General features: G+C 64.7%; 30 protein-coding genes and 1 pseudogene. 17 read left to right on the forward strand and 14 right to left on the reverse strand.

All coding sequences use genetic code 11. The annotated features are described in order from the left end of the window. Positions 1 to 26: 26 nt before the first annotated feature. Positions 27 to 1,859 (forward strand): ATP-dependent nuclease, encoded by a 1,833-nt coding sequence (locus tag ACN5W5_RS13860; protein WP_420049077.1) that lies wholly within the window; start codon positions 27 to 29, stop codon positions 1,857 to 1,859. 860 nt (positions 1,860 to 2,719) lie between these two features. Continuing rightward, positions 2,720 to 2,974, forward strand: coding sequence for an HNH endonuclease (locus tag ACN5W5_RS13865; RefSeq protein ID WP_420049271.1), 255 nt, complete (start codon positions 2,720 to 2,722; stop codon positions 2,972 to 2,974). 101 nt (positions 2,975 to 3,075) lie between these two features. On the opposite strand, the pseudogene ACN5W5_RS13870 reads toward ACN5W5_RS13865, so the two are convergent. The 4 genes and pseudogenes from ACN5W5_RS13870 to ACN5W5_RS13885 all read right to left on the reverse strand — a co-directional run. After that, positions 3,076 to 3,276: pseudogene (locus ACN5W5_RS13870) on the reverse strand (3'-5' exonuclease); the annotation flags it as partial. Positions 3,277 to 3,379: 103 nt separating this feature from the next. After that, positions 3,380 to 3,679, reverse strand: coding sequence for a hypothetical protein (locus ACN5W5_RS13875; protein WP_420049078.1), 300 nt, complete (start codon positions 3,677 to 3,679; stop codon positions 3,380 to 3,382). Positions 3,680 to 3,845: 166 nt separating this feature from the next. Further along, the gene (locus ACN5W5_RS13880; protein ID WP_420049079.1) at positions 3,846 to 4,424 is read right to left on the reverse strand and encodes a cold shock domain-containing protein; all 579 of its coding nucleotides are present in this window, start codon (positions 4,422 to 4,424) and stop codon (positions 3,846 to 3,848) included. A gap of 47 nt (positions 4,425 to 4,471) precedes the next feature. Then, the gene (locus ACN5W5_RS13885; protein WP_420049080.1) at positions 4,472 to 5,068 is read right to left on the reverse strand and encodes a DUF4124 domain-containing protein; all 597 of its coding nucleotides are present in this window, start codon (positions 5,066 to 5,068) and stop codon (positions 4,472 to 4,474) included. 26 nt (positions 5,069 to 5,094) lie between these two features. Here ACN5W5_RS13885 and ACN5W5_RS13890 point away from each other — a divergent pair, with 26 nt between their 5' ends. Next, on the forward strand, positions 5,095 to 5,955 hold the full coding sequence (locus ACN5W5_RS13890) for a restriction endonuclease (protein WP_420049081.1): 861 nt from the start codon (positions 5,095 to 5,097) through the stop codon (positions 5,953 to 5,955). Between the two features lie 82 nt (positions 5,956 to 6,037). Here ACN5W5_RS13890 and ACN5W5_RS13895 read toward each other — a convergent pair whose 3' ends face one another. The 3 genes from ACN5W5_RS13895 to ACN5W5_RS13905 all read right to left on the reverse strand — a co-directional run bounded on the left by ACN5W5_RS13895 (position 6,038) and on the right by ACN5W5_RS13905 (position 8,103). Then, a complete protein-coding gene (locus ACN5W5_RS13895; RefSeq protein ID WP_420049082.1) occupies positions 6,038 to 6,466 on the reverse strand; it encodes a hypothetical protein in 429 nt (142 codons plus the stop codon). Positions 6,467 to 6,616: 150 nt separating this feature from the next. Then, entirely contained in the window at positions 6,617 to 7,111 is a 495-nt protein-coding gene (locus ACN5W5_RS13900) for a hypothetical protein (protein WP_420049083.1), read from the reverse strand. A 38-nt stretch (positions 7,112 to 7,149) separates the two neighbouring features. Then, positions 7,150 to 8,103 carry a chemotaxis protein gene (locus ACN5W5_RS13905; protein ID WP_420049084.1) on the reverse strand — a complete coding sequence of 318 codons (954 nt, stop codon included), beginning with the start codon at positions 8,101 to 8,103 and terminating at the stop codon, positions 7,150 to 7,152. Between the two features lie 156 nt (positions 8,104 to 8,259). Between ACN5W5_RS13905 and ACN5W5_RS13910 the strand changes: the two genes are divergently transcribed. The 3 genes from ACN5W5_RS13910 to ACN5W5_RS13920 all read left to right on the forward strand — a co-directional run bounded on the left by ACN5W5_RS13910 (position 8,260) and on the right by ACN5W5_RS13920 (position 9,537). Continuing rightward, on the forward strand, positions 8,260 to 8,583 hold the full coding sequence (locus ACN5W5_RS13910) for a hypothetical protein (RefSeq protein WP_420049085.1): 324 nt from the start codon (positions 8,260 to 8,262) through the stop codon (positions 8,581 to 8,583). A 95-nt stretch (positions 8,584 to 8,678) separates the two neighbouring features. After that, complete coding sequence (locus ACN5W5_RS13915) at positions 8,679 to 9,035, forward strand: rhodanese-like domain-containing protein (RefSeq protein ID WP_420049086.1); 357 nt, start codon at positions 8,679 to 8,681, stop codon at positions 9,033 to 9,035. Positions 9,036 to 9,201: 166 nt separating this feature from the next. Then, positions 9,202 to 9,537: an EF-hand domain-containing protein gene (locus ACN5W5_RS13920; RefSeq protein WP_420049087.1), complete on the forward strand. Its 336-nt coding sequence runs from the start codon at positions 9,202 to 9,204 to the stop codon at positions 9,535 to 9,537. 54 nt (positions 9,538 to 9,591) lie between these two features. Here ACN5W5_RS13920 and pcp read toward each other — a convergent pair whose 3' ends face one another. Further along, positions 9,592 to 10,254, reverse strand: coding sequence for a pyroglutamyl-peptidase I (gene pcp, locus ACN5W5_RS13925; protein WP_420049088.1), 663 nt, complete (start codon positions 10,252 to 10,254; stop codon positions 9,592 to 9,594). Between the two features lie 80 nt (positions 10,255 to 10,334). On the opposite strand from pcp, the gene ACN5W5_RS13930 reads away from it, so the two are divergent. After that, complete coding sequence (locus ACN5W5_RS13930; protein WP_420049089.1) at positions 10,335 to 10,958, forward strand: hypothetical protein; 624 nt, start codon at positions 10,335 to 10,337, stop codon at positions 10,956 to 10,958. Between the two features lie 34 nt (positions 10,959 to 10,992). Here ACN5W5_RS13930 and ACN5W5_RS13935 read toward each other — a convergent pair whose 3' ends face one another. After that, positions 10,993 to 11,913, reverse strand: coding sequence for a M14 family metallopeptidase (locus ACN5W5_RS13935; RefSeq protein WP_420049090.1), 921 nt, complete (start codon positions 11,911 to 11,913; stop codon positions 10,993 to 10,995). Positions 11,914 to 11,943: 30 nt separating this feature from the next. Continuing rightward, positions 11,944 to 12,807, reverse strand: coding sequence for a DUF3014 domain-containing protein (locus ACN5W5_RS13940; protein WP_420049091.1), 864 nt, complete (start codon positions 12,805 to 12,807; stop codon positions 11,944 to 11,946). 176 nt (positions 12,808 to 12,983) lie between these two features. Here ACN5W5_RS13940 and ACN5W5_RS13945 point away from each other — a divergent pair, with 176 nt between their 5' ends. After that, entirely contained in the window at positions 12,984 to 13,310 is a 327-nt protein-coding gene (locus ACN5W5_RS13945; protein ID WP_420049092.1) for a DUF2322 family protein, read from the forward strand. Between the two features lie 8 nt (positions 13,311 to 13,318). Here the strand turns inward: ACN5W5_RS13945 and ACN5W5_RS13950 are convergent, their stop codons facing one another. Beyond that, positions 13,319 to 13,606 carry a hypothetical protein gene (locus ACN5W5_RS13950; protein WP_226462951.1) on the reverse strand — a complete coding sequence of 96 codons (288 nt, stop codon included), beginning with the start codon at positions 13,604 to 13,606 and terminating at the stop codon, positions 13,319 to 13,321. Positions 13,607 to 13,827: 221 nt separating this feature from the next. Here ACN5W5_RS13950 and ACN5W5_RS13955 point away from each other — a divergent pair, with 221 nt between their 5' ends. Beyond that, positions 13,828 to 14,274 (forward strand): SRPBCC family protein, encoded by a 447-nt coding sequence (locus tag ACN5W5_RS13955; protein ID WP_420049093.1) that lies wholly within the window; start codon positions 13,828 to 13,830, stop codon positions 14,272 to 14,274. Positions 14,275 to 14,293: 19 nt separating this feature from the next. On the opposite strand, the gene ACN5W5_RS13960 is transcribed toward ACN5W5_RS13955, so the two are convergent. After that, entirely contained in the window at positions 14,294 to 15,172 is an 879-nt protein-coding gene (locus ACN5W5_RS13960; RefSeq protein ID WP_420049094.1) for a tRNA-uridine aminocarboxypropyltransferase, read from the reverse strand. A 95-nt stretch (positions 15,173 to 15,267) separates the two neighbouring features. Continuing rightward, positions 15,268 to 16,203 carry a DMT family transporter gene (locus ACN5W5_RS13965; protein ID WP_420049095.1) on the reverse strand — a complete coding sequence of 312 codons (936 nt, stop codon included), beginning with the start codon at positions 16,201 to 16,203 and terminating at the stop codon, positions 15,268 to 15,270. A gap of 87 nt (positions 16,204 to 16,290) precedes the next feature. On the opposite strand from ACN5W5_RS13965, the gene ACN5W5_RS13970 reads away from it, so the two are divergent. The 5 genes from ACN5W5_RS13970 (at position 16,291) to ACN5W5_RS13990 (ending at position 20,336) form a co-directional block, all read left to right on the forward strand. After that, on the forward strand, positions 16,291 to 17,154 hold the full coding sequence (locus ACN5W5_RS13970) for a LysR substrate-binding domain-containing protein (RefSeq protein WP_420049096.1): 864 nt from the start codon (positions 16,291 to 16,293) through the stop codon (positions 17,152 to 17,154). A gap of 54 nt (positions 17,155 to 17,208) precedes the next feature. Beyond that, entirely contained in the window at positions 17,209 to 17,598 is a 390-nt protein-coding gene (locus ACN5W5_RS13975) for a DOPA 4,5-dioxygenase family protein (RefSeq protein ID WP_420049097.1), read from the forward strand. A gap of 12 nt (positions 17,599 to 17,610) precedes the next feature. Next, a complete protein-coding gene (locus tag ACN5W5_RS13980; protein ID WP_420049098.1) occupies positions 17,611 to 18,228 on the forward strand; it encodes a pyridoxamine 5'-phosphate oxidase family protein in 618 nt (205 codons plus the stop codon). 262 nt (positions 18,229 to 18,490) lie between these two features. Next, a complete protein-coding gene (locus ACN5W5_RS13985) occupies positions 18,491 to 18,979 on the forward strand; it encodes a DUF1097 domain-containing protein (protein WP_420049099.1) in 489 nt (162 codons plus the stop codon). Between the two features lie 118 nt (positions 18,980 to 19,097). Next, entirely contained in the window at positions 19,098 to 20,336 is a 1,239-nt protein-coding gene (locus ACN5W5_RS13990) for a GGDEF domain-containing protein (RefSeq protein ID WP_420049100.1), read from the forward strand. Between the two features lie 13 nt (positions 20,337 to 20,349). Here ACN5W5_RS13990 and ACN5W5_RS13995 read toward each other — a convergent pair whose 3' ends face one another. After that, entirely contained in the window at positions 20,350 to 21,072 is a 723-nt protein-coding gene (locus tag ACN5W5_RS13995) for an SOS response-associated peptidase (protein ID WP_420049101.1), read from the reverse strand. Between the two features lie 132 nt (positions 21,073 to 21,204). Between ACN5W5_RS13995 and ACN5W5_RS14000 the strand changes: the two genes are divergently transcribed. The 3 genes from ACN5W5_RS14000 to ACN5W5_RS14010 all read left to right on the forward strand — a co-directional run bounded on the left by ACN5W5_RS14000 (position 21,205) and on the right by ACN5W5_RS14010 (position 23,498). Further along, positions 21,205 to 22,101 carry a peptidoglycan DD-metalloendopeptidase family protein gene (locus ACN5W5_RS14000; RefSeq protein WP_420049272.1) on the forward strand — a complete coding sequence of 299 codons (897 nt, stop codon included), beginning with the start codon at positions 21,205 to 21,207 and terminating at the stop codon, positions 22,099 to 22,101. Between the two features lie 16 nt (positions 22,102 to 22,117). Then, positions 22,118 to 22,642, forward strand: coding sequence for a pseudouridine synthase (locus ACN5W5_RS14005; RefSeq protein WP_420049102.1), 525 nt, complete (start codon positions 22,118 to 22,120; stop codon positions 22,640 to 22,642). Between the two features lie 154 nt (positions 22,643 to 22,796). Beyond that, entirely contained in the window at positions 22,797 to 23,498 is a 702-nt protein-coding gene (locus tag ACN5W5_RS14010; RefSeq protein WP_420049103.1) for a VIT1/CCC1 transporter family protein, read from the forward strand. Positions 23,499 to 23,511 lie beyond the last annotated feature (13 nt).

Consider the following 23,511-nt stretch of genomic DNA (forward strand, 5'->3'; position numbering starts at 1 on the left):
AATCAAACAACAGGGAGGAATTATTGATGTCGAAAATCAAGGCATTTCGCATAAAAAATTTCAGATCAATCGTTGATACCAAATGGGTTCAATTTTCGCCTGACGGGATTACCGTTCTTGTCGGTCAAAATGAAAGCGGAAAGACATCAATATTGCAAGCACTTTATAGTGTATTAGCCTCAGCCTCCATAACCGATGACGATAAACGAATTGGCGCCCCTGAGCCCGAAGTATACTTAAAAACAAAAATTCTCTACTCCGATATAAAAGATGAACTATCAAAATATAGTTTTGAAGAAACATTAGTATTTGAGGAATACTTCAAAAAAGTAAATGGCGAATTTGAAATTAAGTTTTACTGGGATAAAGAAAAGCAAAAAGACGGAAAACTTCTTCTGGCACTTCACATCGACTTAATTGGAATAGAAGATTTACTTCAAGATTTGGCCTCAGCAAAGCCATCAGCGGAACCGCCAACAACTCCTAAAACTGCAGCCATCACCAAGATTGGCGAGGAAGAGGAAGAAGATGAAGATGCATACAGCACACTTGACGGTGACAAGATCGTTCATATAATTTATGATGTTCTGCCATCTTGCGTTCTTTTCAACGCTGACTCTGGTCTCTTACCTACATCAGTTGATATTGACACAAAAGGAAATCCTACCGGTCCAGGATTTGTCGCAGCAACCAACTTCCTGAAAATCGCAGAAATTGATCTTCCCAGCTTAATTCGAGGCGATCGCAGAGTCAGATTAAATCAACTCACACGTGCGAATGAGCGCGTCACCAAAGATTTCACTGACTTCTGGAGCCAAGTTATTGGTTCAAACTCGAAACTCAGTTTGAAATGCGAAATTGCCAACTATGACCAGAGTGCCGGAGAAAAAGCTGGCAAGGAACACCTCGTGTTCTGGGTTTCAGACGGTAATACTCAACTCTATCCCAAGCAACGAAGCTTGGGAGTTCGATGGTTTGTCTCGTTTTATCTTCAACTGAGGGCAACAGAAAAAACAAAAGTGCGGAGAATCTTCTTACTTGATGAACCAGGGGCAAACCTTCATTCAAAAGCACAAGCAGATGTGCTTAAGCTAATAAATGAAATAAGGACAGATGTTTCAATAATCTACTCAACCCATTCGCCGGATTTAATTGAGTATGAAAAGCTGTTCAGGGTTAGAGCAGTACAACGAAATGGAGAGCATGAAGACAGCCCAACTATTGTGATAGATGCAACACATCTTGGAGCAGCTTCGTCCGACACGCTTTCACCAATACTCTCAGCCATGGGCTCCGATATGAGCAATCAATCGGTAATAAAAAAGTCGAGAAACGTCCTACTGGAGGAGATGAGTGGCTACTACTACATAAAAGCTTTCTGGAAACTAACCAATACAAAAGAAGTTGCTCATTTTATTGCCGCCACCGGGGTTAATAAACTTCCTATTCTTGTAAATATGTTTATTGGATGGGGGCTTGATTTCATCGTCGCCATAGACGATGACAAACAAGGTCGCGAAGTTTATAATCAGTTGAAAAAAGAGATTTTTGGCGATGAAGATACTTTGGCAAGAAAGCAACTTTTAAAACTCCCTTCTTGCACAAGTATCGAAGAAATCTTCTCCGCCAATGATTTCAAGAGGTATGTGCTAAACAACACGGATGCGGCAATAGGAAACACCAACTCTGAGTACCTCAAAGAGAATCAAATCTCGAAACCAGTTACAGCTTTTCAGTTTTTCCTCAATGTCAACGATAACAAAATTCGGATTGAAAATTTCGATGCAATAACAACGCAAAAAATTACTACTCTCGTTACCTCGATATCGGATCTCGTAAAAAATCGAGCAACCGCGTAGTAGTCACCCATACATTTAAAGAAACCTGAGTTATTCAGTCGGCGTGGAGTTTTAAGCATATACATATTTGTGGTCAGGGGGGTCACGCAACGGGGTCACGTCTTGCCTTTTGCCCACAAGCCGGTAATCTGCCGCGATTGCAAGACCACTTCGCATTGAATTGCCGGCGCGGTCTATCACTTGACCTCGCGCGGAGACCGGCGTGAGCCGATCTTTGTGGATAACACAAGTGTGTCAACGGGGTCTCAACGAAGTCTTGCTTTTTGCCCATAAGCGTGCAGCAAACCGCCCTTCCCCGCTCGCCCCAATCACCAACCACAGCGTCGCTCGCGTAGCCCACACATAGAACCGCCTCGCTTCCTCGCGCTCGTCTTCGCCTTTGGCGGGCAAGTGGCCCACGGCCACCACAGGGAACGCCAGCCTCTTGCTCACCTGCAGGGTCATCACCTTGATGCTGTCTTGGCAGGGGTCGAACTGCTCGGTCTTCTTGGAATGACACGCACCTGGGCTAGGCGCCCACCGACCGGCAAGTTCTCTCAATCACGGCTAGACGAGAGCACCGCTGATGACTCTTTACACGTCGGAAGGCTGTTTCGTCTGGGGCGGTCTTGCCTGAACAGCCGGTTGCAGATAAATTTCGCATTGCTCAGGAAAAACACACCTGACCGCTGTGGCTTGTGGCCCAGCATCGTCGATAGGGATGACCCACGACGCCCGCTCTGACGCCTGTGCGCACCGGGGACTTGTTTAACTAACAGGCCCTAACCGTGCACACACATTTCGAGCACTTCATTGTCAAAAAACTCCGCATTCAGGCCTACAAGCGGCAAAACTGTCGCTGCTATTACTGCAACCGGCTGATGTGGGAGGGTCGCCCTGACCGGGTCATTCGCAACAACGCGATACCTGCAAGTGAGGTGGAACAGCGAAGATGCACAGCCGAGCATTTGCATGCACGACAAGACGGTGGAAAGAACAGCAAACGCAACATCGTCGCGGCCTGCCGTGAATGCAACCATGGTCGACACGCGGGCCGCTCAGGCGCGGCACCAGAACCCGAGGTCTACAAGCAAGAGGTACGTAGCCGGATGGGCGCGCGAGCAGACTCTGCCTGAGTCCTATTTCAGAGCACCTCGGGGCCTTGTCGGGAGCCTGTTTGGAGGCGCATGACCCGAGACCCCTTATCGCGCAAAAGGTACAGGTTCTTGCCCTTGGGCTACAGACGGGCGGCGAACCGCCCGCTCCCACTCGCCCCAATCACGAACCACTGCGTGGCCCGCGTGGCGCCCACATAAAACAGCTTGGCTTCTTCGCGCTCGTCTTCGCCCGGGGCGGGCATGTGGCCCGCGCTCACCAGCGCCACCACCGGGAATTCCAGCCCTTTGCTGGCGTGGAGGGTCAACACCTTAATGGTGTCGGCGACCGTCTGAAACACTGAGCCTGGAGACTGCCCCCAGAAGCATCGCGGTGCCTTTAAGTTCAAGGCAGCCATTGCGCTGCCGGGTTTCACCCGGCGGCACTCAAGGCTTGGTGCGCCCCTGGTTCGCAGTCGGGCTGACCCGGGCCTCGTAGGCGCCTGGCCCGCCGGTGACGGTGTAGGTCATGTAACGGATATTGCCGTTGATGGAGACGGTCAAAGTGCTGTCTGTTCTCTCAACAATGGTGCCCTTGAACCCTTCGCAGTAGCCCGACGTGCAATAGGTTTCCCAAGCTTGGTTCACCGCCTGTTCACGGGGATCGGGCGGCGCGGCTGATACATAGCCAGCGAACAAAAAGGCACTTAGAGTCGCAAGCGAAAACCAAGTAGACGTTGTTTGCATGATCAGTACTCCAGATGGGTGTGAACTCACGGGATGACAACTGCACCCTGATCATTATGGACACGAGAGGCACCGGATTCAGACACCGTCTTCTCGTATGCCCCCCAGGCAAACCATCAGCAGCGAGCTGCTGATGCGGGAGGCAGGCGCACGACCTCAGCGTGAGTCACCCGCCAAAAAGCCCCGTACACCACTGCTGCTCACACGGAATGCCATCGCCGTCCCCGTCCATTTCCATGCCGGGGCAGTTCTTCAGGTACAGCTTGGCTTCGCTGCATGAGGTCATTTGGTTGCAGTACCTACGGCCGTCGCACAGGAAGGCGGGGGCGTTGTATTGGGGCATCGCGCGCATCGCCTCGACCCGCGCGTTGTAGCGGGTGTAGCCGAACCATCCCACGCCAGACGCCAGCAGCAAGAGCACGACAACTGCTGGAACCAAGGAACCTGAACTTGCGCGTTCACGCGCTTGGCCAGAAGCCCCGCCCACCTGATCCTTGAACTGCTCCTCTTTGGTAAGCGGGGAGCCCTCCCGTCGCACCCCCACCGCCCGCTTGCGGCCTTCCTTGTCCAGCTCCATCTCAAACGTCAGCGACTCGCCGACGACGGGTGGCCGCCCACCGCGCGGGAAAGCGGACACATGCACAAAGAGCTCCTGGTCGCCATGGTCGGCCACCACGAAGCCAAAGCCCCGCTCGGCGTTCCATTTCTTGAGCGTTCCGTTGAATCGGGTTGCGACTGCTTCCATGGGCCTTCTCGCTTATGAACGCTTTTTCTACTTCCGGCACCAGGTTCTCAGCAACCCAGTTCGCGAAACTGCCTTCGACTCAGGAACAACTGAACCTCCGCCTCGGCCCTCGCAGCTTGTGCGCTGTTTCGCACCGTCTGTTCCTGATCGGGTAGTCGCATATCAAGCAGCTTGCATTCGGCCTGCACGCCGGCCGGAAGCTTCATGCGCCGCTCAAACGCCTTGGTCTGTTCGTGCGACATGCCGGTCAGCGGGCGCATGGCTTCGTTGAGCGATCGCTTGAACTCTTCGCGCCGCACGTCGTGCCCCTTGCGGCTTGCGCCAGTCGACTTGTCCAATCCCTGCGTGGGGGTGGTGTCAACGACCTTTGCACCAACGCACGGTTCATGGGAGTAGCCGACGCGGCCATGGGTCTCGCAACGGTAGACCGACTGGGCCTGCACCAACGCGCTGGCCAGCAAGCCTGTCGTCAAAACAATGGCCCATCGGGACCAGGCAGCAGCGTGCCGGTTCGCACGCAATTGGTTATGCATCTTTTCCTCCCTGTTCCAGGCTGCGGCATCATGCGTGCCTGACTGATGCAGGGAGGATATCAATGGGCCGCCGACAACAACCCGGTAGAAATTCACGAAAACGCCGTTCAAAGCCGTTTCTGGAGAAGGGCATTCTGATGCTGGTCCTGGCTGGAGGGTTCTGGCTCGCCAGCGTGATGCTGACGGGCAGCCCCATGCTCGCAGCCGTCGGGACTGCTTTGCGGTCCATCCTCTGGTTGCCATTGGCCATCGGTCTCGGCTTGCTGGGCGTGCATGTCATTTTGAAGAAGGTGGTTGCTTCTAAAGAGTCTCAATCAGTAGCGCACCCCGCAGCCCCGCCTCCCGCCGTCGGGAAGGAGCCAACGCTGGAGACACCGAGCGACCGCGTCGCATCGGTCACGCCACGTAGCGTTGAATCGCAGCGGGATCAGCAGGTGAAGGCAGACCAATGGAGTTCAGACGTGTTCGCGGCCATCGAGTGGCGGCGGTTTGAGGCGGTGGTGGAGGCGCTGTTCGCGCAGGCCGGCTTTGAGACGCGCTCGCAGTCACACGGCGCGGACGGCGGGGTCGATATCTGGCTGCACTCGAAGAACGCCAAGGGACCGGTGTCGGTGGTGCAGTGCAAGCACTGGCAAGGCAAGCCCGTCACGGTCAAGGAGATGCGCGAGTTCCTGGGCGTGATGGCATCGCACTGCCTGAAGCGCGGCACTTACGCAACAACGTCCACCTTCACGACCGACGCACAAGCCTTTGCCCAGGCAAACGGCATCAACGCGCTGAACGGCAAAGGTCTGCTGGACTTGATCGGCAAACGGACGACGGAACAACAAAGCTCACTGCTCGAGGTGGCTTACGAAGGCGAATACTGGCGCCCCACCTGCGCGAGCTGCGGCATCAAAATGGTGGAGCGGACGCCGGCCAAGGGCGGCGCCACCTTCTGGGGCTGCACCAACTTCCCGCGCTGCAAAGCGCGCATTTACAAGCCTGCTTCGGTATAGAAACCGCCCGGGTTTGGGCTGAGCCGCTCCACCCAACAGGGCCCGCCGCCCTCACCAACCCGTCGACGTGATCGATCCGTACTCAGTGCAGCGTATTCGCCATGATCTGGTGCATTTCCTGCTCCAGACCCTGCGACGGAATGACCACCATCTGCTTGCCGCCGAATTCGGCCGAGTAGCGCGGCGTTTCGCTGGCGTGCTGATAGGCCTCGCCGAGCCGCACAATCATCTTGCCGACTTCGACTTGCGTCAGGTGGTGTTCTTCGGCGAACTCCTTGAGGCCGGTGACCTTGCCATCGTGAATCCAGGCAACGCCAAAATTCCTGGGTGGCTTGCCGAGGAAGACAAAGGCTTCATGCTCTGCCGGCACCACTTCCAGGTGGTCATGCACCTTGTGCGCCAGCTCTTCCAGCGGTGCTTTCATTTCATCGAGCTGGGCCAGCGCCTCGTTGCCAGCCGGCAGCGGCGGATAGTCCACCTTGCCGCCAAAGAACTTGTCCAGTAGTCCCATGTTGTTCTCCTTTCAGAAGAAAAAAAGAGAGCCTGACAACTGCCCGCGGGCGCGGAACGGGAGGGCACAGAGAGGGCGGAGAGGTCGCCAGACGGTTTCACCATAGACCATCAGGGCGATTTTTTCAAACCGGATCGATGAAATGGTTTTTCAAAGGCCCGCCGGTCGGCCCGGTATGTTGGCGCTGTAGATCAACTCCACCGTGGTGCCGTCGACCATCTGGAGCTGCACCGTCATGCGCCGGAACGCCCACTTGAGGTCGACCGTACCGGGCGCCGCATTTTCCCGTGCTTTGGTGCTGATGGGCAGGCCGTAGCGCGCGCGCAGCGAGGTCTGCAAGGCTCGCAGCAGCGCCTGGGTGCGCTCGCGGGTGCCGGGCTGGGCGCGCAGGTGAATGCGCTGCAGGCGCTCGGACTCGAAATGGAAGGTGGCGGCGAAGTCCTCGTCCGCAATCGGCGTGCTCGGGATTTCGAGCAAGGCGCTGCGGTCCGCCGCGCGCTGGCTGGGTGAGGTTTCGCGGGCGTCGGGCATCAGGGCGCGGATCTCGGCCGGGCTGGCGAGCATCGGTGCGTCGCGCCACAGGGTCTGGGCCGACACACCCAGAGCCATGCCGGCCAGCGCAAGAAAGGTCAGGAAGTGCTTCATGGCGCCAAGTGTGACGCAATCGCCCGGCTCCGTTCAGGTCAGAGCTTGAGTACCTGTCGGATGGTGGTGGCCAGTTCGCTGGCCACGAATTTGGCCACGTAGGCGTCGGCGCCCACGGAGCTCACGTGCGCTTCGTTGGCCGTGCCCGTCAGGGACGAATGGATCACCACCGGGATCGATTTGAAGCGCGGGTCCTGCTTGATATTGCGTGTCAGCGTGAAGCCGTCCATCACCGGCATTTCCAGATCGGTCAGCACCAGCGCCACTTTGTCGTGGGCGGTTTTGCCTTCGGCACGGGCCTCTTCTTCAATCGCCTGCAGGCGGTCCCAGGCTTCCTGGCCGGTCTTGGTCATGACGTAGGGCGCGCCCATCGCGCCCAGCCCTTGTTCGATCATCATGCGCGCCACCGGCGAGTCGTCGGCCGCGAGGATGATCGAGCCCTCGGGCAGGTGCACCGCTGCGCCAACCGACTGCGGGGTGATGGCTTCCTGCGCGGTGGGCATGACGTTGCGCAGGATCTGCTCCACGTCCAGCACCTGGACCAGGCGGCCCTTTTCAGTATCGCCGTCGAGCTTGGCGATGCTGGTCACCAGACCGCCGCCATTGCCTTCTGCGGCCAGCACGTTGCCCCATTCCAGCCGCACGATCTCGGCCACTTCTTCAACGGCAAAGGCCTGGGTGGTCCGGGCGAACTCGGTCACCATCAGGATCGTGAGCCCGCGTCGGGGTACGCAGCCCACCACAGCGGGCAGGTCGATCACGGGGATGATCTGCCCGCGAATGTTGGCAACGCCGAGCACGTGGGCCGGTGCGTTTGCGATGGCGGTGATGGTGGGCATGACCAGTATTTCGCGCACCTTGAAGACGTTGATGCCAAACAGTTCGCGGCGGTCCGTACCCGGCGCTTCGCCCAGACGGAACAGCATCAGTTCAAACCTGTTGCTGCCTGTGAGGTTGGTGCGCTCTTCGATGTCGTGCAACGCGGTGGTCATGTGGGGGGATGCTCCAGTTTTAGGTTCTCACAGGATAGGTGCCGAAGCCATTTTCCAAAGCGCACATGAGCCCCGCAAATGCTCCGCAGTTCGGGTTTTAGCTGGCCGGGCGACAATGTGTCCATCAACCGCGTGACGCCTCAAGCTGGAGCCTGCATGCCCCGCCCCCACCACCACGTCTACGTGGTCGAACTCTCCAAAGACGTGCTGCAGGAACGCAGATTCCGCAAGTGCAACCCCGGCTATGTGGACGGCAAACCCTGCGTCTATGTCGGCATGACCGGGCTGGACCCGGACGTGCGCTTTGACAAACACAAGGCCGGCATCCAGGCGAACGCCTACGTTCAGAAGTACGGCCTGCGCCTGCTGCCCGACCTGTACGAGGGCTTCAACCCGATGCGCTACGAGGACGCGCAGGAGCGCGAGGTGGAGATCGGCATCGACCTGCGCTCGGTCGGGTTTGGGGTGTGGCAGGCCTGACGGCTGACGCAGGTTTTCTGCCTGATGGATACTCCCGGGTGTAGCCGCGTGTGGATCTCATGCCACCGAGCCGGCTTTCCAACCCAAGGAGATGTATGGACTTTTCAGGATTTTTTCAGCAGTACTGGCCACTCTTGCTGGTGGCGCTGTGGTTTGGCTACAAGTGGTGGAGCGCGCGAAGGGTGATGGCCCTGTTGCCGGAGCTCAAGCGAAATGGCGCCATGCTGGTCGACGTCCGTTCCGAGGCGGAGTTCGCTGGCGGGAACGCCCCGGGGTCGGTCAACATCCCGCTGCCGGCGCTGGGCAGCAGGCTCAAGGAAATCCCCAGCTCGGCGCCCGTGGTGCTGTGCTGCGCCAGCGGAACGCGCAGCGGGATGGCGAAGATGATGTTGAAGAAGAACGGCTATGGCCAGGTCTTCAACATCGGCAAGTGGACCAACCTGTTGCGCTGAGGGCTTGGCCCCGGGGGTCCGCTGGAAGTCAGGCCCTGTGTCTGCTGCCCGACTGACCCCATCTGCATGCACCAAGGGCATGGATGCGCTTCGCTCGCTTGACGGTTCGCAAGGTGCATGGAGCGCCTGAGGGCCATCCTGCAGGTTCCCCCTTCAGGAGCACACCATGAAACTGTCTTATATGGCCAGCCTGGCCGCCTTGTTCATAGCCTTGCCCGCAGCGGCCCAGCCATCCACGCGCCCCATGGGGCCGGGACCCATGCCCGTCTTCGCCGACTTCGATGGCAACGGCGACGGCCGCATCACCGAACAGGAGTTCATCGACGCCCGCAGCCAGCGCATCGCCGAGCGCGCCAGCGAGGGCCGCGCCATGCGCGGTCTGAGCCAGGCGCTGGACTTCAAGGAGATCGACACCAATGGCGACGGTGGTCTCAACCGCGAAGAGTTCGATGCGAACCAGAGCCGTCACTTCCAGAATCGCCCCATGCCGCCTGCACGCTGAGTCACTGCGGGGGCTGCAGCGCTGAATGCCACCGCCCGTGACGAGCCGATCGTTTCAGTGCGTGGCGCCACCAGCCAGCAGTGTGTCTTGCTGGGTCCCCAGTGCGGCGCGCACCGCCACGCGCAGACCCCGCACCAGGTCATCCAGCGCCATGTTGGGTGTGCCCTGCTCGGGCAGCCAGGGCACGTGCACGAAGCCGCCGCGCGTGTGGCGCAGTTCGGGGTTGGCGGCGATGGTGTGCATGAGGCCAAAGAACACGTGGTTGCAGACGAAGGTGCCCGCGGTCTGTGACACCTCAGTGGGCAGGCCTTCGCGCTGCAGCGCGGCGAGCATGGCCTTGATGGGCAGGGTGCTGAAATAGGCGGCGGGTGCGCCGGGCGCCACGGGTGCGTCGATGGGCTGGGCCCCGGCGTTGTCGGGGATGGGGGCGTCGTCCACGTTGATGGCGATGCGCTCCAGCGAGAGGGCGCTGCGGCCACCGGCCTGCCCCACGCAGATCACCAGCGCGGGCTGGTGCTTGACCAGCAGCACGTGCAGCGCGCGCAGGGCTTCACCAAACACGGTGGGCAACTGGGCCGCCACCACCGCATGCCCTGCCATCTGCCGGCCATGCAGCGCACGCACGGCGAGCCAGCTGGGGTTGATGGCATCGCCACCGAAGGCATCGAAGCCCGTGAGCAGCACGCGGGGCCGGGAGGGGCGGGTTGGGGTGTACATGCGCGGCAGGGTGTGTCAGGCTGGCAAGGATATGCTGATCAGGCAGGAGCGCCAGGGGCGCGTCACCCGAAGGAGTTTTCATGGCAACCCGCAAGAAACCGGCCACCAAGGTCGAACCGCCCGAGGATTCGGGCTCCCACCTGATCAGCCAGGCGATCCTGTCGCTGGTGGGCCAGGTGCCCAGCTCGAAGGAGCGCAAGAGCCAGACGCCCGCGGACGATGCGCGCAAGAAAGCCAACGCCGCGGCGGCCAAGGCGGCGCTGGCGGCCGGCGCGCTGGCGCTGCCGCCGGGCCCACTGGGCTGGCTGACGCTGTTGCCCGAGATGGTGGGGGTCTGGAAGATCCAGAAGCAGCTGGTGGCCGACCTGGCGGCCCTGTACGGCCAGCGCTCCACGCTGACGTCCGAGCAGGTGGTGTATTGCCTGTTCCAGCACACGGCGGCGCAGGGCGTGCGCGATCTGGTGGTGCGCGTGGGCCAGCGCACGCTGGTGCGGCGCGCCTCGCCGATGCTGATCCGCGCGATCACGCGGCGCATCGGCACGAAGCTGGCGCAACGGCTGCTGGGCAAGGGCGCGGCACGCTGGGTGCCGATCGTGGGCGCGGTGGGCGTGGGCGCGTATGCCTACCTCGACACGGCGCAGGTGGCGGCCACGGCGATCGACCTGTTTGAGGGGGTGATCGAGGTCGAGGCGGTGGAGGTCTGACCGATTGGACCCTAGGCCCGAAGGCTGTGGCGCGTCAGTGCTGGGCGAGCACGAAGTCGATGGCCGCGCACACCGCCGCGGCCTGCGCAGCGTTGCACTGCTCGGGCGTCGCCCGAGGACTATCGGGGTAGACCTCGGTGGTCGTGGTGTAGCGGGCGCCCGTGATGCCGGCGCACAGGCCGAGCGACTTCAACGGGTAGCGGATCACGCCGCGCTCAGACAGGGGCGATCCGATGAGGCCGCCCTGGGCATCGGACGGCGCGATGTGCGTGACGCGCTCCACCGCCGCGATGATGGCCTGCTGGAATTCGGGCTGCGGGTTCTCGGTGTCGTCCACGAGGTAGAAGCCGTCGGGGATGTGCACGGGCGTGTACGGCACACCGTCGCGCGCCGCCTTCGCCGGGCTGAACTCCGACGCGTCGGTGTCGGTGGTTTCGTGCAGGTCGATGTGCACGGCAAACTGGCCCAGCAAGGGCGCCACCAGCCGCATCAGCGCAGCGGATTCCTGCGCCGCGCTGGGTTCCTTGAACGAGCGGTTCGGGTCGATGGCGTCGAAGTTCCAGCGGTGGATGCGCTCGTAGCCCCACGGGCTCACGCAGGGCGCCACCAGCAGGTTCACCCGGCCCGCGTAGGCCTCGGCGTGCTGGTCCAGGAAGCGCAGCGCACCGTGCACGCCGCTGGTCTCGTAGCCGTGCACGCCACCCGTCACGAGCACACCCGGCAGGCCGGCTTGCCATTCAAGGCTCTGCAGGGCGAAGAGCGGATACGCATCGCTTTCGTACAACACCTCCCCATAGGGCAAGACCTCGAAGCGCGAGCGCAGCCGCTCGAACACGGTCAGCACGTCCTCGGCGTAGCTGCGCTGGTGCACCAGCTGCGCGCGCCAGGCGGCCACTTCAGCGGGGCCCCAGGCCTGGCCAGGGGTGCCGATGGGATAGAAGGCTGGATGGGTCATGGGTGGTGTTTCCGTCTGTGGCCGGGGCGCTCAGGGCTTGGCCACACGCTGGCGGATGTCTTTGAGCTTGGCCTGCAAACGCCGCTGGTTGTCCGGACCGGTGCGCAGCAGCATCTTGCGCCCGGCCGACAGGGACTCCAGGGCCGGGTCGGCCAGTTCGTAGCGCACCCAGGGGCGCGTTGAAGGGACGGTGCCTTTGACGTCCACGAGGGTGACGGCCAGCGGCTCGGTGGGCACCGGTGTGGCGATCAGGTGGTCGAGCACCTGGACCAGCCGGTCGTTGAAATAGCGGCCCGGAAAGCCCAGCTCTTCGTAGGCCTGCTGAAACAGAGGGTAGAGGCTGCGGTACATATCGACGGCTTTGGCCGTGTCCACCGATTCGATCATCAGCACCAGCGGCACATAGCGCTGGCTGTTGCCGGGGTGGATGGTTTCAACGCCGTTCTCACCGCGTTGCGTGGTGAAACGCTGGGGCGTGGGGATGACGGGCCAGACCATCACCGGCGCCTGCGAGCGCGCGAGGTTGTCCACCGTGGCCACCGAGCGCCGCACGAAGCCGTCGAGCTGCAGGAAGGTCAGCAGGTTCTTGCGGCTGAGCAAGCCCGAGAGCAACCCGCTGACGTGTGCGTCGGACCCGTCCAGCGCGGGCAGCGCGGTGGACTCGCCGGCGGCACCGGCCACCGGCGCCTCGACGGGGTGCTCAACGGCGGGGGGGCTGGGCTCGGGGACCGCCGGCGCAGGCGGCGCTTCCGGAGCGGCGGCGGCCGAGGGCGCAGCGACCGGGGTGGCCGGTGCCTGCACGGGTTTGAAGCGCTGCCAGCCGAAGTAGCCCGCCACGGCGAGCGCGACCAGGGCAGCGATGAGTACGGGGAGCCGGGATGTCGGTGGGTTCATGCCTCGTCACCTGGTTGCTGGTTGGGAGGCTGCCCATCCTACACCGCGGTTTTCATGAGCCAGCGCTGGCGCGCAAGCTTGCACACATCGGCCGTCTATGGGCAGCACAACAAAATTTCGCATGGTTTACATGAATCGGGAAGAATCGGAGCCACTGCGAAGACCCCGGAACCAGCATGAACTTCACCGAGCGACTCAAGACCCTGCCCGCCACCCACCACCTCGCCGCGCTGCAACTGCTGGACGCCCACGGCGCGGTGTTGGCCACGATTGAAAACAGGCCAGGCCAGACCGGTTCGCTGGCGGTGTACGCCGCCCTGGCCGCGATGCACGGCGGCCGCATCACGCCCGAGGCCGCGGCGCTGGGGCTGGACTGGTACGCCGAGCACACCGCCGATGCGCGCACGCACCCGGGCAAACACCCGAACATCGACCGCCTGCTGGTCTGGGCGCAAGGCTCGGTGAGCTACGCGGTGCGGCCGGTGCCAGCGGCAAGCGCCTGAGGTTGCGTTCAGTCGGCCCAGCTCACCACGGGGCCGAGCCTGCGCTCGGCCAGGAACACGGCCTCGCGCAGCGAGAGGGCTGCGCCGCCGTCCAACCAGGGCACGGGCGTGTGGGGTTTGTCGAAGCGGATGTAGAAACACTCCACCGCGTGATCGGTGGCGAGCTCGGGCGGGTCGTCGGCGTTGCCGGTGCCGTACAGGGTGTGGTGGCGCACGATGCGCACATGGCAGGTGGTCACGCCGCCGTAAAACCACAGCCCTTGCTTGACGGGTGAAAGTTGGTCAACGTCGTTCATGTCGCCTGCCCCCATGAGAGTGAACACCCGGGACGCCGGCCGTGCAGCTCCACGGGCGGCCATGCCGTGAAGACCATGATAGGCACAGGCGGTCGTTGCGCCAAGGTGGGTAACACGGGGTTGTCGAAACCGGCCAGCCTGGTTCGTCGTACGCTGGTGGACGCGCGAGCTGACTGCAGCACCGTCCCGCATCCATCGAACCGCCACCCAGGAGATTCCCCATGACCACAGGCACCGTCACCCTGCACCGCGTCTTGACCGCACCGCCCGAACGCGTCTACCGCGCCTTCCTCGACCCCGACGCGATGGCCAAATGGCTGCCGCCGCACGGCTTCACCGGCCGCGTGCTGGAGATGGACGCCAAGGTGGGCGGCATCTACCGCATGCAGTTCACCAACCTGGGCAGCGGCCACGTGCACGCCTTCGGCGGCAAGTACCTGGAGCTGGTGCCCAACGAGCGCATCGTGAACACCGATGTGTTCGACGACCCGAACCTGCCCGGCCAGATGATCACCACCATCACGCTGAAAGCGGTGTCGGTGGGCACGGAGCTGACGGCGGTGCAGCAAGGCATTCCGGCCATGATCCCCACCGAGGCCTGCTACCTGGGCTGGCAGCAGTCGCTGCAGTTGCTGGCGCTGCTGGTGGAACCGGAAATTCCGGGCTGAGCACGGTCCCGCCCGCGTGTCAGCGCGCGGGCGTCGCCAGGGCCTGCAGGCGCTGGTGCGGCTCGCTGGCCCAGTCCAGCGGCAGCTGCCGTTTGATGCTGAGGTAGTGGTCGGTGAACACGTCGAGCCAGGCGGCGAGCGTGTCGGCGGCACGCTGTTCCCCGGCCAGCTCAAAACACAGCGCGGCCACTTCGGAGGTACAGAAGTGGTGTTCGTGCGTGGAGCGGCGCAGCCGGTAGTTGGACACCTGTTCGGGGTGCAGGCTGAGCACCGGCAGGCGGTCCAGATACGGGCTCTTGCGAAACATCTTGCGCGCCTCGGACCAGGTACCGTCGAGCAGGATGAACAGCGGGCGCTTGCCACCCTGCCCGGCTTCCTGGTCTTCAGCCGGTGGCAGCGCGGTCAGCACGCGCCCGGGCTCCACATAGTCGCCGGGAAACACCACATAGGGTTGCCACTGCGGATCGGCCAGCAGCGCCAGCAAGGCCGGGTCCACCGCGGTGCGCGCCCAGCCGAAGGCCCAGGTGTCGGCCACCACGTCGGCGATCAGCCAGCCGGTGTTGCTGGGTTTGAGTGCTTCGATGTCGCCCATGATCAGGCACACCCCCGCGCGCGTGGCCACCTGCGGGCGCAGTGCGCAGATGCAGTGGCTGGCAATGAGGCGGCAGCTGGGGCAGCGCCCCAGGCCGGAGCCGCGGGCCACGTAGGGCTTGGAACTGACGGCCAGGCGCGCGGCGCGCAGGCGCGAGACGGCATGAGCGTTCACTGGAGTACCTTCGCCCTGCGGGCTGCGGTGCGAGCTGGCTTGTGAACGGCCCGGCGCGGCGCTCACTGGAGTACCTTCGCCCTGCGGGCTGCGGTGCGAGCTTGCTTGGGAACGGCCCGGCGCGGCGCTCATGCCAGATACCCGGGCAGGGTGAATGTGTGTGGGCGGGACATGCAGGGACTGTATGCCAGCCGGAGCGGCCATGCCCGGTGGCGTCTCTCGCCTTCTCAGGCCCTGGCTCTTTCGCGCGCGGCCACCAGCAGACCCGTGAGCAGGCACACGCCACCGGCCAGCTGGCTGGCGCTGAGCGTGCGGCCGTAGACGAGGGCGTCGAAAGCCACGGCGCTGGCCGGGTACACGAACTGCAGCACGGCCATGCGCCCGGCCGACAGGCGCGCCACGCCGCCATACACCAGCACATAGGCCAGACCGGTGTGCACCACCCCCATGCCCGCCAGCCAGCCCCACGCGGGGCCGGGCGCCGGCCAGCCTTGTGTGAGCGGCCACCAAAGCAGCGCCACGGTTCCGGCCACGCATTGCCACCAGGCCATGACCAATGCGCTGGCGCCGGTGGCACGGCGCAGCAGCAAGGGGGCCACGGCGTAGGCCAGCGCGGCGCCGAGCGCGAGCGCGATGCCCTGCAGGTAGCGCGCGTTGGCGCTCTGGTGCCCGAACGCGTGGTCCAGACCGCCGGTGGCCAGGCCCAGACCGAGCAGCGCCACCAGCGCGGCGCCCCACTGGCGGCGGCTCACACGCTCGCCCAGCCAGAGCGTGCCCGCCACCATGATGAGGAAGGGCTGCACATGCACCACCAGCGTGGCCACCGACATGGACGTGCGCGGCACGGCCTCGAAGAACAGGGTCCAGCTGAGCACCATGAACAGGCCGCCCGAGATGGCCAGGGCGGCATCGCGTCGGCTCAGGCGCAGTTCACCCCAGCGGCGCGAGAGCGCGAACCACAGGGTGAGCGCGAGCAGCCCGAAGGCGCAGCGGAACCACACGGCGGTGAGCGCGGGCTGGCCGGCTTCTTCGATGAAGATGCCGAGCGTGCCCAGCAGCAGGCCACCGACGATCATGAACCACTGACCCTGGGCTTCACGCTCGCGACGCGTGGCCGTGAAGGTAGGGGGGCCGGTGAAGGCCGGGGCGTTTTGCAAATTCATGGGCCGATGTTCCCGGGATCGCATGAACGGGTAAAGCGGATAATTCACAATCCATTCATTCGATAATCGAATTCAATCAAAACGCCCATGGCCCGCACCGACCTGCAGATGGACTGGCTCCGCGCCTTTGTGGCGGTGGTGGACAACGGTTCGCTTTCGGCGGCGGCGCCGCAGGTGCACCGCTCGCAATCGGCGGTGAGCATGCAGCTGCTGAAGCTGGAAGAAGCCGTGGGCGGCGCGGTGTTGCGCCGCGGACCGCGGCACCTGAGCCTCACACCGCTGGGCACCGAGCTGCTGGGCTATGCGCGGCGCATCCTGGCGCTGCACGGCGAGGCGCTGACGGCGCTCACCGGCCCCACGCTGTCGGGCCAGGTGCGCCTGGGTGTGCCCGACGACTACGCCGCCAGCTACCTCACGCCCGTGCTGCGCAGTTACGCGGCACGCCACGCGGCGGTGGAGATCGTGCTGGACTGCGAACAGTCCACCTCGCTCATCCCCAAGGTGCAACGCGGCGAGCTGGACCTGGCGCTGGTCTCGCGCGACCACCTGCGCCGCGGCACCCTGCTCTTTCACGAGCCGCTGGTGTGGATCGGGGCGCCCCAGTTCGAGGTCTGGCGCAACACGCCGCTGCCGATCGCGGTGTACGAGCCCAGCAGCCTGGCGCGGCGCTCGACCATCGCGGCGCTGGAGGCGCAGGGGCGCGCCTACCGGGTGGTCTACAACAGCTCCAGCCTGCCCGGTCAGCTGGCGGCGGTGGAAAGTGGTCTGGCGATCGCGGTGCTCACGCGCTGCAGCGCGCCACCGCACCTGGTGATCCTGGGGGAGCGCCAGGGCCTGCCGCCGCTCGACGCCATGGCGGTGGCGGTCTACCGCAGCAAGGCGTCGCGCACGAACCCGGCGGTGGATGCGCTCCACGAGCTGGTGTTGCAGACCCTGAGCAAGCCGGCCTGAGCGGCGCTGGGGCCTCCTGCGCGTCGCGTGCGCAAACAAGCCGGATCTGCCATCATGCCGCGCATGAACGACGCCACCACCCCTCCACCCGACACCGTCATCCACGGCTGGCACGCCCACGTGTACTTCAACGCCGACACGCTGGCGCAGGCGCGCACGCTGTGCGAAGCGGCCGCCACCCGGTTCCCGCTGAAGATGGGCCGCGTGCACGAGAAGCCGGTGGGCCCGCACCCGGACTGGAGCTGCCAGCTGGCCTTCAAGGCCGCCCTGTTCGCCGACGTGATCCCCTGGCTGACGCTGCACCGCGGCGGCCTGGTGGTGTTCATCCACCCGATCACCGGCAACGACCTGGTGGACCACCGCGACCGCGCGCTGTGGATGGGCGCGGTGCGCCCGTTGGACCTGAGCGTGTTGCCCGAGCGTTCGGTGACCTACGACCTGTAAGCCCCGAAACCCATGAACATCACCTCGCTTGAAGCGCTGCGCGCGCTGTACGACCCGGTGCGCGAGCGCTCGGCCCTGAAAGAACTGCCGCAGCTGGACGTGCACGCCACGCGCTTCATCGGCCTCTCGCCGCTGGTGGTGCTGTCGAGCGCGGGGGCGAACGGCGCGCTGGACGCTTCGCCGCGCGGCGGTGAGCCGGGCTTCGTGAAGGTGCTGGATCCGCAGACGCTGCTGATCCCCGACGCGCCGGGCAACAACCGGCTCGACACGCTGGAAAACATCGTGCAGACCGGGCAGATCGGCCTGCTGTTTCTGGTGCCCGGCATGGACGAGACGCTGCGCGTGAACGGCCGCGCGCTGCTCACCACCGACGACGCCGACCGCACGCGTTGCACCGACGCGCGCCGTGTGCCCAAACTCGTGATCCGCGTGACGGTGCAGGCGTCTTACCTGCACTGCGCCAAGGCGCTGATGCGTTCGTCCCTCTGGGACGCGGGCCGCCAGGTGGAGCGCTCGGTGATGCCCAGCATGGGCGAGATGCTGCGCGACCAGATCGGCGACCGCCTGAGCGCGGACGCGCCGGTGGAGACACAGGCGCAGATGCTGGAGCGCTACCGGCAGACCTTGTGAGACTGCTCCACCCGATCCCGCGGCCCCCTTGTCCACCTGTTCCGCCTGTTCCGTTCACGGACACCTGCGGTGGAACGGCACAGGTGCCTGGCGACCCCGCAACGCGCACCCGCAGATAAAAAGCGCCATCAAATCAGGGACGTTCTCATATTGAGAAAAACCTTGGCGAAGCCGTGCGCGATGGCATGGAAATTGACTCGTTGGCCACGCCTGTCCTTTTTGGGGACGGGCGTTTTTTTATTCCACCAACGAGGAGACATCAATGACTTTGTTATTTGCACTGGCCATTTCCATCGGCCTGCTGGCCGTCGCCGCCACCTGGCTGTTTTTTGGGCCACTGGCCGCTTTTCAGATGCAGGTGTGGCAAGCCTTCGTGGCCTGGGCCAGCTTCTTTCACAACGGCGGCAAATCCGATGGCCTGGTGAAGACCGTGGTCTGCATGTCGTTTGGTGCGCTGGTGGGCATGGCCTCGGTGATGCTGATCGGGTCGCTGGGCGCGCTGGGTGGCCTCGCGGCGCCCGTGGCAGTGGGCCTGGGCGCGGCGGTGATCGTGCTGGCGGCGCACCTGCCGTTTCTGTCGACCATCCCGTCCAGCGTGTACGGCTTCGCCAGCGTGGCCGGCCTGATCCTGCTGGGCAAGGACATGTCGCCCACGGCCGCGATCCTGCCCACCATCCTGTCGATCGCCGTGGGTGCGGGTTTTGGCTGGCTGTCTGAGCAACTGGCCGGCAAAATGACCAAGGCCGCCTGAACGGGCACGCACAGACCCCGGGCGGGGGAAGGCGATCCCGCCCAACGTGAATAACGTGACGAAACGGGGGGGCACATCCCCCCCGAGCTCCACGGGCGGCGCCGCCATAATCGGCCGCATGCCTGTTTCTGAAATCGCCATCTGGTCGGCCATGCTCGGGGGTCTGTTGACGCTGGCGGCGCTGGCGCTGGGCGACGCGCTGGGCAGCCGCAGCCGGGGCTCGATGCGCAACCTGCTGTTCGTGGTGCTCACCGGCGCGAGCTGCGTGGTCATGACGGGTTTGCCCGAGGCCTTGTTTCCGTTCCTGCCCGGGCGCCCGCTGATGGTGCTCAAGGCCAGCCTGGGGCCGCTGGCGGGCGGGGTGGCCCTGTATTACCTGGGCAACTGGCTGGGCGGGGAGCGCGAAGACCTGCTGGTGCACCGCCTGACCGCCTGGGGAGGCGCTGCCGTGTTCCTGGCCGCGGTGGTGCTGGCGCTGCTGGCCAGCCAGGTGTCCAGCGGCCAGTTCCGCCCGGTGCTGCTGGCGGCGGCGGTGGTCAACATGGTGCCGGTGTTGCTGGCGATGGTCGCGGTTATCCGCGCCACCCGCCGGGGCGACCCGCTGGCGCGCTGGATGTTGCTGGCGATCGTGTGCCTGGCGGCCATGGTGAGCGGCCTGTACCTGCGCGGCCTGGACGCACCGGGCCTGGGTTCGGGCTTCTGGTTGTTCACGGCCGTGATCACCATGGTGTATTTTCTCGCGGCCACGATGCTGGGCATTTTGCGCAACCGGCAAAACCGCAAACTGGCCCGCCTTTCACGCGTGCAACAGGGCGCCGACCCGGTCACCGGGCTCTACACCGGTTCGGCCCTGCTCGCCGAGGTGGAACACGTGTTCTGGCGCACCGCCCGCCAGCAGGGCGAGTGCTCGGTGATCTGTGTGAACGTGAGCAACCTCTACGAGCTGACCGATTCGGCCGGGCCGGGGGTGGAACACCAGATCCTGGTGACGCTGGCGGCGCGCGTGCGCCGTGCCGCCGGTTTTCGCTGTGTGGTGGGTCAATACCACCCGCGCTGTTTTGTGGTGGTGATGTTCACCGACAAACACGCCGCACCGCTGAACGAAACGCTGGCCCATCTGCGGTTCATGGTCGGTGAGTCGCTGTCGGTGGTGGATGAAAAGCAGGTGCACCACACGTTCCAGCCGCGCCTGGGCATCGGGGTGGTCACGCACGCGCCCGCACACGCCAAGCCGATGGACATCCTCAACGAGGCCGAGCGCCTGGCGCTGGCGCAAATCGCCAACTGGTCCCGCCCTCACGGACCCGGTGCGACCACCGAGCACGAGATCGTGACCGCGCCGCAACCGCTGCGCTGAGGCGCGCGGAACGCTATTTTTTCTCGACCGGGTTCGCCGTCAGCCAGTTGGCCGGGTAGGCGCGCAGGAACTCGCGCGCCTTCTCGGGGTGGGCGGCGTTGAGCCAGGCGTCGTAACCCCCTTCGTTCAAGACCGCGGGCATGCGTTTTTCGCTGCCGGGCTGCTGGTAGCGGTGCATCAGGGCGTGGCTGTTGGCGTTGACGGTGAGCAGGGTGTAGCTGACGATGGTTTCGCCACCGGCGCCGGTCCAGCTCTCCCACAGACCCGCCACGCCCATGGGCTGGCCGTCGACACGGCTGATGCGCGTGGGCACGGCCTTGCCGCTGCGAAAGTCGTCTTCAAAAAACGCCATCATCGGCACGATGCAGCGCTGCCCGGCGAGCCAGGCTTCACGCAGGTTGTTGGACGTGGTCACGGTTTCCGAGCGCGCATTGACCAGCTTGGGCGAACGCAGCTTGGCGTCGGACGCCGACTTCACCCAGCGCGGCACCAGGCCGAACTGGCCGATCACGAGCTCGCGCACCAGCGGGGGCGGTGGCTGTGGTTCCTGCGTTTCCGCCGGTTCCACAGGTTCCACAGGTTCCACGGGTTCGGCCACGGCAGCGGCCGCCTTGCGGATGAACACCCCGGGCATGCGCGGCCAGAGTTCGTGCCCCACAGGCGCATCGGGGGCCTCGACATGGAAAACATCGGGGAAAAAGGAGGCGAGCCGCAGGCTCTCGGTATGAACGGTCATGCGGCCATGCTAGCCGACCACGGACCCGCACATGCCGAGGACCACCCGCGGTGCACCACCGGCCCGATCGGTGGCATGCTCGGCGTGCCAGCCACGCCCTGCCCCTTCATTCAACCAGCGCACCCGCCTCCCATGCTTCAGAACCCCTTTGTGCCACCTGCTCTGTCGACCCGCTCCCGCCGCTCCGTGGTGCGGGCCGGGGGCGCACTGGCACTTCTGTTGCTGGGGAACTGGCGCCTGGCCTCAGGGGCCGGGGAAGCGGCGACAGCGGCGCTCCTGCCCCAGGTGGCGCCGGTGCCGGGCGGCATCGTTCGCCTTTCGCTGGGGCCATCGCAGGAGCGTCCCCGGGCCTGGGCGGGCGAGGTCCCGCTGCTGGTGCTGGGCGACCCGATCGAATGGTCCGCACTGGTCGGCATTCCGCTGTCGGCCACGCCGGGCGAAGCGCGCATCGTGGTGCAGATCGACGGCCAGGCGCCGCGTGAACAGGCCTACACGGTGGCGCCCAAGCGCTACGCCGAGCAACGCCTGAAGGTCGAACCGAAGACGGTGGACCTCTCACCCGAAGACCTGGCGCGTTTCGAGCGCGAGCGCGACCACCAGCAGACGGTGGTGGCCACGTTCAGCGAACCGTTGCCGGCGAGCCTGCGCATGCAGGTGCCCACGCCAGGGCGGCGCTCCAGTTCCTTCGGGCTGCGGCGTGTGTTCAATGGCCAGTCGCGCAATCCGCACAGTGGCATGGACATCGCCGCACCCACCGGCACCCCGGTGGTGGCGCCGCTGGCGGGCCGGGTGATCGACACCGGCGACTACTTCTTCAACGGACAGACCGTCTGGCTCGACCACGGCGGCGGGCTGTTGAGCATGGTGTGCCACCTGAGCGCGATCGACGTGACGACCGGCGATGTGCTGGACGCGGGCCAGCGCCTGGGCGCCGTGGGCGCCACCGGCCGCGTCACCGGGCCGCACCTGCACTGGGGCGTGATGCTCAACCGGGCCATGGTGGACCCGGCGCTGCTGCTCGCCGAATGATGGACCGCGCCCGACCATGCTGATCCGCTTCAACAAGCCCTACGGGGTGCTCAGCCAGTTCACGCCCGAGGGGCGCTGGCGCGGGCTCAAAGACTTCATCGACCGGCCTGGCGTGTACGTGGCCGGCCGGCTGGACGCCGACAGCGAAGGCCTGCTGCTGCTCACCGACGACGGCCAGGAACAGGCGCGCATCGCCGACCCGCGCCACAAGATGGAAAAGACCTACTGGGTGCAGGTGGAAGGTGTGCCCGACGAAGCCGCGCTGGCCGCCCTGCGCCAAGGCGTGACGCTCAACGACGGCCCCACCCTGCCGGCGCGCGCCCGCGCCATGCCGGAGCCGCCCGGGCTGTGGGAACGCAATCCGCCGATACGGGTGCGCAAGGCGGTGCCCACGGCCTGGATCGAACTGGTGATCCGCGAAGGCCGCAACCGGCAGGTGCGCCGCATGACGGCGGCGGTGGGCTTTCCCACGCTGCGCCTGATCCGCGCCGCCATCGGGCCCCACAGCCTCGACGACCTGGCACCGGGCACCTGGCGCTGAATCGCCGGCCGGCGACCCGCCAGGAGCCCGGTCTGGCCACAAACACCCGCGGTCAGGTACCCTGCACCATCCCCCGGTATGTTCGACAGCGGACAGATCGCACCGGGTTGGCCCCCTACACTGGGGCCCGACGAAAAACCGCAAAGGACTGCCCATGCCCTCCCGCTGGCGACACGCCGAACGCCACCGAACCGACCGCATCGGCTGGCTGCGCGCCGCCGTGCTCGGCGCCAACGACGGCATCGTCTCCACCGCCAGCCTGGTGCTGGGGGTGGCGGCGGCGAGCGCCGACCACAGCAGCATCCTGCTGACCGGGGTGGCCGGGCTGGTCGCTGGCGCCATGTCGATGGCCGCGGGCGAGTACGTGTCGGTGCATTCGCAGGCCGACACCGAGGGGGCCGACCTGGCCCGCGAGCAGGCCGAGCTCGATGCCGACCCGGCCGCCGAACACCGGGAACTCAGCGCCATCTACGCCGGGCGCGGGCTGGACGCCGAACTGTCCCGGCAAGTGGCCACCCAGCTCATGGCACACGACGCACTGGGCGCCCATGCGCGCGACGAACTGGGCATTTCGGACACCCTGAGTGCGCGGCCGGTGCAGGCCGCGCTGGCCTCGGCCGCCAGCTTCGCAGCGGGTGCGGCGCTGCCGCTGGCGGTGACGGCGCTGGTGCCCGGGCCGGGTCTGATCGGCTGGGTGGCCGCCACCTCGCTGCTGTTCCTTGCCCTGCTCGGCGCCCTGGCCGCACGCGCCGGCGGTGCCCGCATGGGCCTGGGCGCCTGGCGCGTGGGCTTCTGGGGGGCACTGGCCATGGCCATCACGGCCGGTGTCGGCGCCCTGTTTGGCGCCGTGGTCTGAACCGCCGCTTCAG

Source organism: Hydrogenophaga sp. ZJX-1 (assembly GCF_048590325.1).
Lineage (GTDB): Bacteria > Pseudomonadota > Gammaproteobacteria > Burkholderiales > Burkholderiaceae_C > Hydrogenophaga.